9 protein-coding genes are annotated in these 15,036 nt (G+C 38.8%); 5 read left to right on the top strand and 4 right to left on the bottom strand.

The window, feature by feature from the left end:
* Window positions 1–152: 152 nt before the first annotated feature.
* From B4Z90_RS00400 to B4Z90_RS00410, 3 genes are all read right to left on the bottom strand, one after another.
* Window positions 153–1,019 (bottom strand): AraC family transcriptional regulator, encoded by an 867-nt coding sequence (locus B4Z90_RS00400; RefSeq protein ID WP_236560262.1) that lies wholly within the window; start codon window positions 1,017–1,019, stop codon window positions 153–155.
* Between the two features lie 8 nt (window positions 1,020–1,027).
* Entirely contained in the window at window positions 1,028–1,585 is a 558-nt protein-coding gene (locus B4Z90_RS00405) for a hypothetical protein (protein ID WP_046675076.1), read from the bottom strand.
* Between the two features lie 168 nt (window positions 1,586–1,753).
* Window positions 1,754–3,292 (bottom strand): ArnT family glycosyltransferase, encoded by a 1,539-nt coding sequence (locus tag B4Z90_RS00410; protein ID WP_159333216.1) that lies wholly within the window; start codon window positions 3,290–3,292, stop codon window positions 1,754–1,756.
* 232 nt (window positions 3,293–3,524) lie between these two features.
* On the opposite strand from B4Z90_RS00410, the gene B4Z90_RS00415 reads away from it, so the two are divergent.
* The 3 genes from B4Z90_RS00415 (at window position 3,525) to B4Z90_RS00425 (ending at window position 7,381) form a co-directional block, all read left to right on the top strand.
* On the top strand, window positions 3,525–4,451 hold the full coding sequence (locus tag B4Z90_RS00415) for a 2-hydroxyacid dehydrogenase (RefSeq protein WP_159333215.1): 927 nt from the start codon (window positions 3,525–3,527) through the stop codon (window positions 4,449–4,451).
* A gap of 151 nt (window positions 4,452–4,602) precedes the next feature.
* Complete coding sequence (locus B4Z90_RS00420) at window positions 4,603–6,672, top strand: M48 family metalloprotease (protein ID WP_159333214.1); 2,070 nt, start codon at window positions 4,603–4,605, stop codon at window positions 6,670–6,672.
* Window positions 6,673–6,790: 118 nt separating this feature from the next.
* Window positions 6,791–7,381: a dihydrofolate reductase family protein gene (locus tag B4Z90_RS00425; protein ID WP_286801158.1), complete on the top strand. Its 591-nt coding sequence runs from the start codon at window positions 6,791–6,793 to the stop codon at window positions 7,379–7,381.
* A 51-nt stretch (window positions 7,382–7,432) separates the two neighbouring features.
* On the opposite strand, the gene B4Z90_RS00430 is transcribed toward B4Z90_RS00425, so the two are convergent.
* Complete coding sequence (locus tag B4Z90_RS00430; protein WP_201638860.1) at window positions 7,433–7,816, bottom strand: DinB family protein; 384 nt, start codon at window positions 7,814–7,816, stop codon at window positions 7,433–7,435.
* 478 nt (window positions 7,817–8,294) lie between these two features.
* Between B4Z90_RS00430 and B4Z90_RS00435 the strand changes: the two genes are divergently transcribed.
* Together B4Z90_RS00435 and B4Z90_RS00440 are read left to right on the top strand one after the other, a co-directional pair.
* Window positions 8,295–8,867 (top strand): hypothetical protein, encoded by a 573-nt coding sequence (locus tag B4Z90_RS00435; RefSeq protein ID WP_070566921.1) that lies wholly within the window; start codon window positions 8,295–8,297, stop codon window positions 8,865–8,867.
* A 136-nt stretch (window positions 8,868–9,003) separates the two neighbouring features.
* On the top strand, window positions 9,004–15,003 hold the full coding sequence (locus B4Z90_RS00440; protein ID WP_159333212.1) for an alpha-2-macroglobulin family protein: 6,000 nt from the start codon (window positions 9,004–9,006) through the stop codon (window positions 15,001–15,003).
* Window positions 15,004–15,036 lie beyond the last annotated feature (33 nt).

Below are 15,036 nucleotides of genomic sequence, written 5' to 3' on the forward strand. Positions count from 1 at the left end.
TAATGGACTACAATCTCCTTTCTGTCGGATTTAGATAATCATTAAAGACGCTGTTCGAGTTGTCGCTAACGACGGGCTGAACCAAGCTTTCTAACACAAAGAAATACCAATTCGCTCTAGTTTAAAAGAGATAAAAAGTGGTAAATATTGGACTATTCAAGGTTCCTATTTCGAAAGGTAAGAGCTGTCATACCGGTTACTTTTGAAAATAGACGTGAAAAATATGGATAGTCGTCATAACCTAGCTCTACTGCAATTTCTTTTACAGATTTATTTGAATGGTAGAGCAAACGTTTTGCTTCTAATACAACGCGTTGCTGAATATGATAAGTAACGGGTTTTCCGGTTGTTTTTTTGAGACATTCATTGAGATAGGCCGTTGATATTTTCATTTTCTCTGCATATGCTCTAGGCTGTTTAATGTCAATAAAATCTTTATCTAACAGTGAACTGAACTGTTTGCTGATCAGTTCGAATCTAGACTGTGCATCACTTTTAGTTGATTGGATTAAATACTGCGAGATAATAAGTGCCGCGATGGTATTGCAGCTATCTTTCATTAGTGCAGTATATAGTTTTTCATGTCTTCTTTCGTTGATTTTTAAACAGGTGTCTACAGTCTGGGATAAGACCGCCATTGTATCCTGATCGATTTCGATGGGAGCAATCGTCGTAATATCCTTTAGCGCGTTTACGTAGTCTGAGTTTAGGTTTTCTACACTGATCATTAAGACACTAAAAGCGCTGTAATCCATAGCTAAACCCCGATGTACTTGGTAAGGCTGGATGATCATTACGGCGGAGGAGCCTAATTGATAGCGCTGAAAATCTACTTCAAATATTCCATTTCCCTCTTCAAGAATAAAAAACAAGTAGAAATCATCACGATGTGCCTGACTTATCTTATCTAACTCTAAATTTCTGACAGCATTCCTTTTTATAGCCATTCCCGAATTAAACTCATTAGGAAATGAATTTAATGGGATGGTATTATTTTTTTTTGAGGCTGACGGATTCACGCTCAAATTTAAACATTTGTCAAGATACTAATGATGTTTTTTCTATATCCGGGGTCTTTTTCTCGAAGTTCGAGAATATTGTGTTTTAAATCGATGTTGACATACCATTCCGCGTAATGATGTTTTTCATTTCCGTCGTCAAAGAAAACTTTAGCTTTAATATATTCTTCATCAAAATATTCCGGGTGCCCACTGACGATAAAGGCGGTCGATCCAATATTATCGTGCATTTTAAAGGATGTACCATCAATTTTAAAGAGGCTATTTAAGGCTTTGGTAAAATTGTCACTTAATTTGCCAATCGAATAGAAATTGATCCCTTCGCGATAAAACCTTTGTTTATCGACTTCGGTATCGACAATGCCCAATTTCATGTCGGGACGAAAGGCGATTGCCAAACCAACTATCTCTCTACCCCAAAGCCCCTTAGCTTGGACAATATGATGTTCGTCGTCATCTTTCCAGTATTTTGTGACGGTCAGCTGTAAATCTACAAAATCATCGTCTTCACTAACGTCAATCTGTCTCAAATTACTTTGTCCTTTCAAGAAATTCAAAAAGCGCATAATTATCCTGTTAATTTGGTGTTAAGCTCCATGGCGTAGTTATGATACCAGAAGATATACGATAAGTATCATTTGCGCTGGAAGCCTTTGGCTATTGAATTAAATATACTATTTTTTTTAATAAAAAAATAGACTGGAATTAGCTTAATCGCTTAAAAAATGATTTATTTACAAAGGAAGTTTCTTCGCTGTTTTTTCTGATGCGATCTCTTTGGAGATACGTTCATTGATATTGATTTTTGCATGAATAAAAGTGAAGATTACTGTGCCATATTCCCTGGCGTAGCTATTTGTAATGGAGTCGGCCAATATTGATTTGCCGAAGAAAGGACTTGTTATTGCTAGTTCTCTTTCTCGTTCCCAGCGATCTTTAATTCGAATAACATTGCGGTATGGTTTATTCAAATCAAACCAATTGATGTAGTCAGCATTGAATGAAACAGCCTTAATTCCGCGTTTGGAATAGTAGTTTATGGCGCCGGCCTGCCCATAATTGTCGCAAAGTACCAGCGTATTTTCCGATCTAGGTATTTGGTCATAGAGACTATCGACTTTGCGTGCAAGTTCTTGCCATCCCAACATATCCGCAAAATCTTGCGGGAGCGGATGCTCTTTACCGTCCTCCCAGGTCAACATACCATACTTTCTGTATTTATCGGGATGGTTCACAAAATATGCCGGATTTCTATTGGGAAATGCAATATTATAGACCGGAAGAAATAGGATCGCAGTTAAAGCGATCAAAATAGGTTTTAAAATCTGACCGGTTTTATTTTCCAAAAGTGATGAAATATAAACTGCGCCAAAAGCAAAATATATAGGGTAAAGACCTATTGCATAATAATCTTTCGCTCTTAGAAATAAGAAGATTCCAAGGGTGATAAAGAATGAGTAGAAGAACAGACGATATGTTTTAAATGCAGGATGTTTCAGCAGTGCATATAATCCAAAAATGAGGACGGGAAAGGTCCCGAAAAAAAACAAAAATTGAGAACGTATGAAGCTCCATTGGTTAACATGGACAAGTTGCGTATCTTGAAGTTCTTTGAAATGAACAAATACAGGAAAGTTATTTTTGTATTGCCATATTATATTGGGAAGGATAATTAGTATGGCGATGAGTATTCCGTAATATAGCTTTTTTTCTGTAAATATTTTTCGCTCCGGAACCAATGCGACTGCGGGGATCAAACCCAAGATCAGAAATACGATGTTATATTTATTTAGAAATCCAAGCGCAAAAACAATAGCCATATAAAATAACCACTTGGATTGTCTGTTGTTTAAATATTTTATTATACAGGAATATATGGAGGTCCAACATAAGACATCAAATGAATTAGGTTGATATAAACCATTCAAACGGAATAGTACAGAAAACATAATACAACAGCTTCCAAAGAACTGTGCAAATAGATTTCCTTTCAGCGATTCTATTGTTTTCCAAACGATAAGAATCGTTAAGGCTCCGAAAAGTGCCGGGAAAAACTTGATCCAAAAGACAGAATTGCCAAGTATTTTGATGAGATAGGAAATCCACGATGTTAATGGTGGTACGGAAAGGTAGCCCCAAGCTAAATGGTTTGCTTGATCTATATGTAAGAATTCATCGCGCTGCAATTCGTAGGTTGGGCTAATCAACTGGTATTGCATAATGAATTTAAAAATGATTAGGCTTATTAGGATAATTCGGTTTTTGAGTGCCATCTGAATCTATGTTTATGGATGTCCTCCACCAATTTACGATTAAAATAGATTCTAAACTTTGTTTTTTAATAGAATCGATTGTTTCAGCTAATTTGGGCAGACAGCTAGCCCACTGTTTTGTCTAAATAAAGGAAATCATCACAAAATTTTTTGAAAACGTAAGACTAAGAATCCCCAAGAAAGCAAACGATAGATCGGCATAAAATGTTATTTTCGTGTAAACCAACAAAACATGAGTATAGCATTAATACTGAGTAGGGCCAGGGCCGAGGAGTGGAAGGTAGAAATCAATAAATATTTACCTGAAATAAAGGTGGAGATCTTCCCTGAGATTGAAAATTATGATGCGGTCGAATTTGCGCTTTGTTGGAAACCTGAAGCAGATTATTACACTCATTTTCCAAACTTAAAAGTTATCCAGTCTGGGGGCGCCGGAATAGATCACCTTTTTCCCAAAAGTATTTCATCCCATCTCCGCATTTGTAGGATTATCGATCCCATGTTGAAAAGCGATATGTTTGAACATGTTTTGACTTGCTTGATGCATTCGATGAAGAAGTTTTCGGCTTATATAAACGAAAAAGAAAAGAAACATTGGCAGCCCTTGCTATACAAATCAATTGGTGAAACCAGGGTTACTATCTTAGGATTAGGCGAAATTGGTGGTTATGTGGCTGAAAGGTTGGTCCAATTGGGATTCAACGTAAATGGGTGGGCTAATTCACCTAAAAATCTTAAGGGAGTGAATTCGTTTACTGGAATGAAAAGACTTCGTTCTGCCCTTGAAGACACGGATTTTATGGTTAATATCCTACCATTGACCGATGCAACAAAGGGAATTCTAAGTTGTGATTTGTTCAATTTGTGCCCAAAAGAAACTGTACTCGTGAACGTTGGTCGAGGGGAACATCTCGTGGAAAGTGATTTGTTGGATGCAATTGATGGAAAGAAAATTGCTGAAGCATATCTGGATGTATTTCATCAAGAACCATTACTGCAAGATCATCCCTTTTGGGATTGCCCATCCATTGTGATAACCCCGCATGTTGCGAGTAGGACAAATATTGGCTCTTCCGTCTTACAAGTGGTGGATAACTATCGAAGAATGGTTGACGGGCGACCTTTGCTCAATGAGGTTTCTTTACAAAAAGGTTATTAGCAATTTAAGATGTACGTGGGTTTGCGGCATAATGCATTGATTGGTATTTTATCGGATAAGTTTGCAAAGTTGGTTTGCTGTAAACTTATAGGCAAGTGGATTTTATTTTTTAGATTTATATAGTCAATTATCCTTGCTTTATAAACAATTTATGAAGGTACAAGTATCTACAAACTTTAGGAAACACGCGCGTAAAACAATTTTATCTATTGTTGTGTTTGCGATTACTTACGTTATTCTACTGCTCTTGGCAATAGGTATTACTGTTGGTTTTACCATACTTGGAATAATGATTTTCACCGCCAAGCCCATGTTTTACACTGCAATTTTATGTTTGGGCTTACTCGCTACAGGTCTGACTATACTGTTCTTTTTGTTAAAATTTGTTTTTGCGTCAACAAAAGTTGATACGGGACATCTTACGCAGATATATGAGCGCGACGAACCACAATTATTCGCACTTATTCATGAGGTCGTAAAAGAAGTTGATACCAGCTTTCCAAAGAAAGTTTTTCTATCGCATGAGGTCAATGCATCTGTATTCTATGACTCTAGTTTTTGGAGTATGTTTTTACCCATTAAGAAAAATCTTCAGATTGGTGTGGGGCTGGTGAATGCAGTTACTCAACAGGAATTAAAGGCTATTCTTGCACACGAGTTTGGACACTTCTCACAAAAGAGCATGAAAGTGGGTAGCTATGTTTACCATGTTAATCAGATTATCTACAATATGCTGTATAAGAATGAATCGCTGGATAATATGTTTGATAAATGGGGCAACATCAGTGGGTACACTGCGATTTTTATTGGCATATCAGTGTTTATTATCCAACAGATTCAGCATATTTTGAAGCATCTTTACGAATATGTAAATCTCAATTATTTGGCATTATCGAGAGAGATGGAATTTCATGCGGATGAGATTGCGGCACATGTTGCCGGTTCCCAGGCTTTGGCTGATTCGCTGCTGCGCTTGAGTTTTGCAAATCATGCACTAAATAATGTGCTTACCTTCTATGATAGCAAATTTTCTGAAAATATCCGCAGTCGCAATATTTATCCCGAGCATCGCTATGTCATGCTCCTGTTTGCGGAACGCAATAGATATCAAGTGCGAAATGGTTTTCCCCAGATCGAATTAGCGACTTTAAAAAAATATGATAAATCGAAATTAAATCTTGAAGATCAATGGTCGTCTCATCCGTCGGATGAAGATCGGGTAAAGGCATTACAGCAGCTTAATATTGTCAAGAAAGAAATCAACAACGCACCTGCTATTGAATTGCTAGCTAATCGTGCTGCGGTAACAAACCAGATTTCGGACAAGTTGTTTGCGCAGGTACAGTATCAACATCCTCCTTCGCTGTTAGAAATAGCATCTTTCAGTGCGGATTTTGAAAATCGGATGAACAAGTATGCTGTTGATCAAAGATTCAATGATTTCTATGACTACAATCATCCTGTGCGAAAAGGTGAAACGCCAATTTTTCAGGAACAGTCAAAGCCGACTTTTGATGAATTATTTGCCGATAGTAGAGTTGACGCATTATATGAACTTAATAGCCTGAAAAATGATAAGTATGTCGTTGAAGCAATCGGCAAAGGCGAATTAAAGTTAAAGTCGTTTGACTACGATGGTATAAAATATCGTGCTGCGGATGCCTTCGAATTACTGGGGAAAATTGAAAACAATATTGTAGCTACGGAGCATAAAATTACCCTCTATAACCAACAGATCCACTCTTATTTTGCACGCTTAGCGGATAACCAGGGGATGTGTGAAGAGTTTGAACGGAGATATTATGATTTTGCTTTTTTCGATAAAAATTATGAAGAGGCAGAAAAACTTTATGCTGACATGACGGAGAACACCCGGTTTATATTTCAGACTTTGCCTTTCGCAGATATTGAGGCTAGGTTGCGAGACGTCAAACCTATGGAAGGGGAGTTAAAAAAGAAACTGGCAACACTTATGGCACTTTCTGGAAGCAAAGACGAATTGGATGATACGTTGCTTACGTCATTGGACACATATATCAATAAGGAATTAATATATTTTAATGTAGATCGTTATAATGAGGATAATCTTCAAATTCTTTTTAATGCCATCTCGGTCTATAAAAAGTTATTGGATGATCAGCATTTCGCGAAGAAAAAGCACTATTTAGATTTTATGCTTACCCTTGAGGAGGGTAAGGGGCAGAAAAAAGGGCTGTCATAATTGCCCTTCTATATTGACGGTTTGTCCCCGCTGTACGTCGAATGAAATGGTTTAATTTTGAGAGACAGTAACCCAATTTTAAATTGGATTTGTTTTATTAAAAACTAAAGTTTTTGTTATGCGGAAATTAATAATGAAAATGTCTATTTCCATCGATGGATTTGTTGCGGGCATCCACGGTGAACTTGATTGGATGTTTAAAAGTGGCGACGATCATTCTAGCGCATGGGTTTTAAATATTTGTGAATCTGCCGGCATTCATCTAATGGGTCGAAAGACCTTTGAAGTAATGGCTTCCTATTGGCCTGCTTCGACAAATCCTTTTGCGGCAGCAATGAATGAAATCCCTAAAGCTGTCTTTACAAAAGAGGGCTATCATCCCAAAACAAAAGATTTCGCAAACAATACAAAGCTTCCTGCAAATTCCTCCTGGATGAATGCCCGGGTTTTTGATGCAGGTCTCATTGAAGGAATTAAAGCACTAAAAGCAGAATCTGGGAAGCCAATATTGGCGCATTGCGGAGCTGAATTTATGCGAAGTTTAATTGAAACCGGATTAATTGACGAGTATCATTTGATCACACATCCAATTGCATTGGGTACTGGGCTGCCCATCTTTGACGGTCTTTCCAAACCCTGTGAACTAAAGCTTATGCACGCGCAGGTTTTTCCAGGTGGTGTTGTCGCACATACCTATTGTCCGGCGTAGAATGAACATACGACATCTAGATGTCGTATGTTCATTCCAGCAGCTAGCTTTTTAGAAATTCAGTGAATCGGCAGAGGGGCCATAACTTGCTGGAAGGGGAATATCATTGAGTCTATAGTAAACACCTAATTGTGCCCTGTGATGTGTAATCTGGTTTAATGAGTGACGAATAGCACCGTATTTGCTCCAGCTTGCCAGTTCATGGCCGTCATTTTTAATGGTCCAGCTTGGAATTAAGTCTTCCTCCTTAGCTGTTTCTAAAGCCTTTTTTCCGGCTTCGTAATCTTCGTCTAATTTTTTTAAGAGATCATCCCGGGTCAATAGACTTGTTGGCACATAAGCACTTTTGGCAAAGTCAAGTTCTGAAGTCTTTAAAATGGTACTTGGCCATTCGAAAACTTCGACTAAGTGGGTTGCCAGACGCATCATTTTCATGCTTTTTTCATGTGGGACATATTCATTCTTGCCTTAAGGGAAAAGTGCGATAAAGTTTTTTGTAATTTGATATTCATTCGCTAATTCTTCTTTTAATTGTGGTAATGTTTCCATGTTTTTTACTGTAATAATTTAAAATTCGATTAGTTATCCTACTAATAGCCTTCGCACTGGAATTGTTTTTTCGTTTAATATTTTTCTTTTCCTACTAAGGTTAAACAAAGATATAATCACAGGGTGACAGCTATGTGTCAGTATGAATTATCGATTTATGATAAAAATAAAATAGTGGCAGTTCTTATTATCTCATGTTGTTGAAAACTTGGACTGCAGAGGTTCGAGTATTTGTTTTTTTTATAACGTTTATTTACGCAAGCGCAGCAAATAATAAAGCAGGTCAAGCGAATTGTAAAAAGGGTGAAAATGAGCATATAGACAAAGTATATTTGATTGGTAATTAATTAAATAAAATAGAACTATGGGAAATAAGAAAGCAATATTCACTTTTGTAGGCCTGGTATTGGTTGCAGCAATTGGTATCGGTATATGGGCTTATCGTCTTTTGGGAAATATGGAGGCGGATCAGGAAAAAACAGAACAATTATCTTCCCGAATTTTAGCAGGTTTTGGCGATCATACCGCTATTTATAAATATCCAGTACAATTGTCCACAGTAGACTGGGGGAAGAGCTGTCTAATTCTTGAAAATGGCGGTGCCGGTGATTTGGGAATAACTTATAAGGAAAAATGGAACGAGGCATTGGGAACAGTAGATAATTATCCCGGTGATGCTGTCAAAGGCATTGTTATGATAGCGATGGACATGCAGGAAAAAGGTGAGTATGTTAATAAAATCGGCCAAAGAGATAAAGCTTATCAGCGCAATTATATCATTAGCTATGTAGATCTCGACAAGAAGGTAGTCATTGCCCGCGATACCCTATATGGTGAGGAGCCGCCTTTGGTGAATCGTTCCTCCGGTTCGGGAGCTGGTGACTTCCCCTCGGAAACAGCAGTTGTAAATTCGGTCAAAAGTAGGTTGAAGTTATAATTTTTTTTTCTTCGTTTATGGAATTTTGATATTCTTCGCATCCCTGCACGAAAGTTGAAGTGCCGGATGAAAGAATCTAGTACTTGGCTTTAGGTAAATTTATCTATTTTAAAAGAATTTAGCCAGTATCTTAAACATGAAATGGAAATCAATTGTTGTATGCTTTTTAGCTGTTCTGTATTCCGTGGTCCTTTGTGGGCAATCGACCTTATTCAATAGTCCGCGTGGATCTTCTGACTATTATATTTATAAACTGAGCCCAGAAGTTTTAAGAAAAATTCACTTGGGAGAGAAGAAATTCGATGAAACTATGCTCAGCGATTTTTTTCTTAAGTATAAGGCCGGAAGTCCACAGCCGACTTTACCTCCTGGTAATTATGTCCAGGTCCGCGCCAGTGGAGCTGATCTCATCTATCAGGAATTGATTAGTGATAACCTATATGTCAAGATTATCCCAGCAGAAACTTTTGCGATTTGTCTATACGATTCTTTGGGAACGATTATAAAAGATGCGCAAGTAAAAGTGAAGGGACGTCGCATGTCATTTGATAAGAAGTTTCATTACTATAAAGTTGCCAATGCAAATAATGACGATATTGTCAGTATTGAACATAAGGGTGTCTATCATTACCTGAGTGTAGAGCGGAGTTGGCCTTACAAAGACAGGGTTCCATTATGGAAAGGGATCAAAAATAGCTTGCTTAGAACAAAGTTTAAGATTAAGAGGTTCTTTCATAAACAGGAAACTGAACAGACAGAAAGCTTTATGGTTTTTAACAAGTCAATGTATAAGCCAAATGAGCAGGTTAAATTTAAAGCTTATCTTGAGGAAGAAAAATGGAAACCTTACCGTGATTCTATTGCCGTACGTCTGACAGGTGGATATGGGTATGCCAAAGATACCGTTTTGGCCCGACTTGCTCCCTATCGTCCGGGAATGTACAACTTTGCATTTGATTTGAAGGGTCTTGGCCTTATCCTTGATAAAGATTACGGGATCTCTTTGGAATCTACAAAAACCAAAGTCGTCTTGCATCAACAGTCTTTCCGATATGAAGATTATGAGTTAAAAAGCCTAAGTTTTAATATGACGTCCGAAAAGACGAAATATGCTAAAGGGGACAGTGTGCGACTGAAACTAAAAGCTTTAAATGAAAATGAAATGCCCATATATGATGGGAAAGTAGATTTGCGTGTTGTGACAAGTCCACTTTATACGCTTGATGTAAAAGCCAATAAGGCTAATTTTATTCCAGATACTTTATGGCAAACGAGCGTTTCGCTCGCAGATGTGGCGGAAAAGGAAATTGTATTACCCGATTCAATTTTTCCGGCTGACATTGGTCTTACATTTCGGGCTATTGGCACTTATCTAAGTTCAGATAATGAAAGAATTGAACGAAGTCTCGACCTCAATATACTCAACAGCGAAAAAGAAATTCGTATTGCTGTAAAAGACGGGCATGCAGAGCTGAAGTATTTCGAAAAAGGTGTTGCGATGCCAACAACTGCTCAGCTAATGATATTAGGTGAACATCGCGAAATGCTGAAGACTGAAAATTTGAGTTTACCTAATTTGGTTTCTATACCCTGGCAGGCTGAAGAAATTGTTGTCAAGTCGAATGGATTGAGTAAAAGTGTATATTTAGAGGATCAAGAACAGGCACAACTGAATTATCGGTTTTATCGAACTGCGGATTCGGTGATATTGCATGTCAATAATCCCGCTATGATTCCATTTTGGTATCGTGTCCATCGTGCTGGTCGTACGATTGCTTCGGGTTATCATACCACGTTAAATAGTAAATTTTTAGCCCGTGGAAAAGACGGGTATAGCATGGAAATCACCTATCTTTTTGGAGGAAAATCAAAAGTTATCCAGGAAGAATTACCCTATGTGGAGAAGAATTTAAATTTGGCAGTCAACACGGCGACGACAGTTTATCCGGGGCAGAAGGCTGACGTGGAACTTTCGGTTACGGATAAGAATGGTAAACCTTTGAAGGATGTTGATATTACGGCCTATGGTTTTACCTCAAAATTTAGGTCAGCAACCGCTCCAAATATTACTATGGGTGGTCTGATGCGAAGGGCAAGAGTCTCAAAAAATCTTAATTTTAGTTTGGATGATGATGAGAGGGCACATCAGGGAGCTCTTCAAAATTGGGCAAAATGGTCTAAAGACATGCAGTTGGATACGATGGCTTTTTATCGGTTTTTATATCCCAAAGATTATTATCAGGAGTCTCTTCCTTTAGATGCTGTCAAGAGCCAGATTTCCCCTTATGTCGTTGTAAATGGTGTAGTGCAGGGGATACATTTAGTCTGGATAGACGGTGTACTGACTTATGCTAAACAAGACCAACAAAATAACAATACTATTTTTGAAGTTTCTGCGGGGCAGCATGATTTTAGATTTAGGACCAAGGATCGCGACATTCGTGTAAGTGGCTTTTATCTTGAAAAGGGGAAAAAGGTCATTGTTTCCTTTAATGCCTCACGGGATACGATTGGTTTTACCTACCCCGAAAAAGCATTCAGCAAAGGCCAGATTTTGGTTTACCAATTACCTAAAGAAGAACGTGGTAAGCTCTACACTAATGAATTGACTGAATTGAAGCGCCAGTTGATTACAGTAACCAACAATTTTGGAGCCTGGCAATTACCCAATAATAATGTGTTGATTGAGAGACCAGCATATATCCAGACAGCTGGAGATCTCTATTACCTCAATCCCCTAAGAAAAACCGTTTACGATAGTCGTTTGCGTACACAGGTTCCTGTACCACTGATGGTGGGACCATTTCCAAGGACAGAAATGTATAATGGTGTGTCCAAAATAGGTACGCTCATGGTTGACACAGCGAAAATTGGACGTTTTGAAATTGAGGGGGGCTATCAATATAGCATCTATAAAAATTATCAAAAGCAAAAAAGCTGGGATGGCAATCCTATGCGGATTGATCTGTATGATTTCAAGCCAAATTTAGATTTTCAGGAGAAGATATGGTCATTGGAGGATATCAAGTCAAACGTAGAACGTACTTTCAAAGAGATCATGCAAAATAGCACGGGACTAGCACAATTTGCTACGGTGAAGAAAGGAAAAAATGAGGCTATTTTTAAATTGAATTTAACTTTGGGCAATGATGTTGAACAGAAAGGCATTCGTCCTACATTGATCTTTATTGAACCGACGAATGTCGAAGAGAGAATTTATTTTCGACTATTTTACGGTGGACATCGAACTTTTGGAGATCTTCCAGTCGGCGATGTTACTTTGCATATTGTAAAGGATGATTCAACTTCTTTTAGTTTGCCAATCAAACTCAAAGCCAATGGGATGAATTATCTCCGGCTGGATTCTATTCAATGGAGCAATGCATCCCAAGCGGCAAGATTGGCTTACAAACTTGTACGTGATGAAATTATTGTGCGTACCGTAGAAAATCCATTGCGGGATTCTATAAGCCATGGGCAAGAGATTGTTCCGCAGCTCTTAAAAATAGACCGGGAAGATTTTAGAACGAAGAGAAAGAATAATAAGGTCGCCAGGGTCTTAGTTTATGATGGGGATACGCCATTAATTGGGGCTAAGGTGAGTGTTCCGGATACCAAAAAACGATATTTCACAAGCTTTGATGGTAGTGTGGAACTTGAGCTCTCCGATGACAAAAATACGGTACTTGAGATTGCTGCTTTAGGGTACAATACCGCTACGGTCAAAGTCTCCAGTGGCAAAGATTATTTTGTGGAATTAAAGCCAAGCGAAAATCAATTGGATGAAGTTGTTGTTGTGGGGTATGGCGTCCAAAAAAGGCAATCATTGACTGCGGCAGTGAAATCGATCAATGCTAGGATGGATGGGGTGACTACAGCTATGCTGCCGGGGGCTGTAGCAGGGATTCGTATTCGTGGCGCTGCTAGTCCGGCCCCCAATGAAAAACCATTGATTTTAGTGGACGGAGTCCCTTTTGAAGGTGATATTTCAAGTCTTGATCCATCGACTATCGCGTCATTGAATGTGATTAAAGATCAATCTATGCTGGGATTGTACGGTGCGCGGGCCGCCAATGGCGTGGTGATGGTTCAGATGAAAGCTGGAGCATCTGCGACATCGACAGGTGCTGTGGATATGCCCTATTTGGAATCTGGAAATACGATGCGCGTGAACTTCCGCGATGATGCATTCTGGCAGCCAAAGCTAACTACCGATGCTCAGGGAAAAGTTAATTTTGAAGCGACCTATCCGGATGATATTACCAATTGGCGAACATTCTTTATCGCTAAAGGAAGTAAAAATTTCGCCGACATAAAAGAGCTAAATGTCAAATCCTTTAAAGCTGTTTCGGCACATTTGGCGACTCCCCGATTTGCCATCAGAAGTGATCAGTTTACAGCCATGGGAAGGGTTGTTAATTATCTTAGCCACAGCTTGCAGCTCTTGCGTACCATCAACAATGGGCTGACAACGCAGGAGGCAACGTTGAAAATTGCGAAGTCCTATCGGGATCCTATATCAGTTATTGCCGCTCAGGGGGACAGCGTCCAACTTGCTTATTCGATCGAATTGTCAAATGGATATTTTGATGGTGAAAAACGTAGCATTCCGATTTTTGAAAAGGGGCTTGAACAACATGAAGGAGATTTTAAAGTACTCAACAGTACCGCAGAATATTTACTAAAAACTTCTCCAGCACTAGGCGAAATCACCTTGCATGCCGAAGCAAATTCGCTGGAATTTTTACAACGGGAAATTGAATCGATCGATCGTTATAAATTTCTATGCAATGAACAGATGGCTTCCAAATTGAGCGCGTTACTTTCTAAAAAAGAGCTGACAAAATTGATCGGAAAACCCTTTACAGAGGATAAGAAAATAAAGGATCTTTTGAAGGAGTTACAGAAAAACAAAAATTCCAATCAGGGCTGGGGTTGGTGGAACAAAAGTGAAACTGTGACCTGGATCAGCAACTATGTGATCGGGGTACTGTTGGATGCCCGAGAAGCCGGCTACCAGGTTGAGATCGATACGGAGATTTATGCAGAACGTGAAAAGACCATGTTGAAAAGCAGCTTGGCTTCGCTGGATGTTCTATTGGATAAAGATAAGCTTCACGGGGCCAAGGAGAATTTGTTTAGCTCCTTGATATATCTACTCCGGTTGGATCCTAAAGCTGATTACAAAGATTATTTCTTCGAAATCGACACAAAACTGAAAAGTAAAACCATCAAGGATAAACTGTTGAAATATCTGTTGATTTCAAAACTGGGTCTTAAGGATTCACATGCTGCAGATACCGTTCTTAAATACGCGTCAAAGGCTGTCTTAGGTGGGCTCTATTGGACTTCTGGAACTACAACAGATCAGAAAGGCGGATTTTTTATGCGCCCAACGGAAACCAATACCGAGAATACATTGTTGGCTTATGGTGTCTTAAAATCAATTGGTGGTCATGATTCAGATTTAGAAAATATCCGTAATTACTTTTTCGCGCAGCGGCAGCAAAACCAATGGTATAATATCTACGAATCTTCCCGTATCATACGAAGTATTCTTCCTGATGTACTGAAAGAGGGTGAATCTTTCCAGGCACCGGTAATGGTCATCAATGGCAAACGCGTCACTGCATTTCCGTATACGCAAAGCTTTAAGTCGGATGAGCAGATTAAAGTGAGGAAAGAAGGGACGGGGCCGGCTTTTGTGACGGCTTATCAAAATTTTTGGAATCCCAATCCAGCTGTAGAAAAAGAAAAGGGCTTTGCCGTGGCAACGCGATTTAAGGACAATGGTGCTACGGTAGCGGCACTCAAGGAAGGGAAGCCTGTAAAACTTGAAGCAAGCGTAACATTAACTGGTGAAGCTGAGTATGTGCAGATTGAAGTTCCGATACCGGCGGGATGTTCTTATGAAACCAAAACCAATGGATACTATAGAATCGAGGCGCACCGAGAGCATTTCAAAGATCGTGTTGTCATTTTTTGCAACAAACTGGGGAAAGGTACACATACCTTTGAGATCGAACTTTTACCTCGTTATACCGGGACTTATACTGTCAACCCCGCGAAGGCTGAATTAATGTATTTCCCGACATATTATGGAAACGAGAAAATGAAAGAAATCGTGGTGGAGTAAGTGTATTGTTAAAATAAAAAGGGACTTATCACA

Origin of the sequence: Sphingobacterium sp. UBA5639 (assembly GCF_002421245.1) — a bacterium.
GTDB classification, from domain to species: Bacteria; Bacteroidota; Bacteroidia; order Sphingobacteriales; family Sphingobacteriaceae; genus Sphingobacterium; species Sphingobacterium multivorum.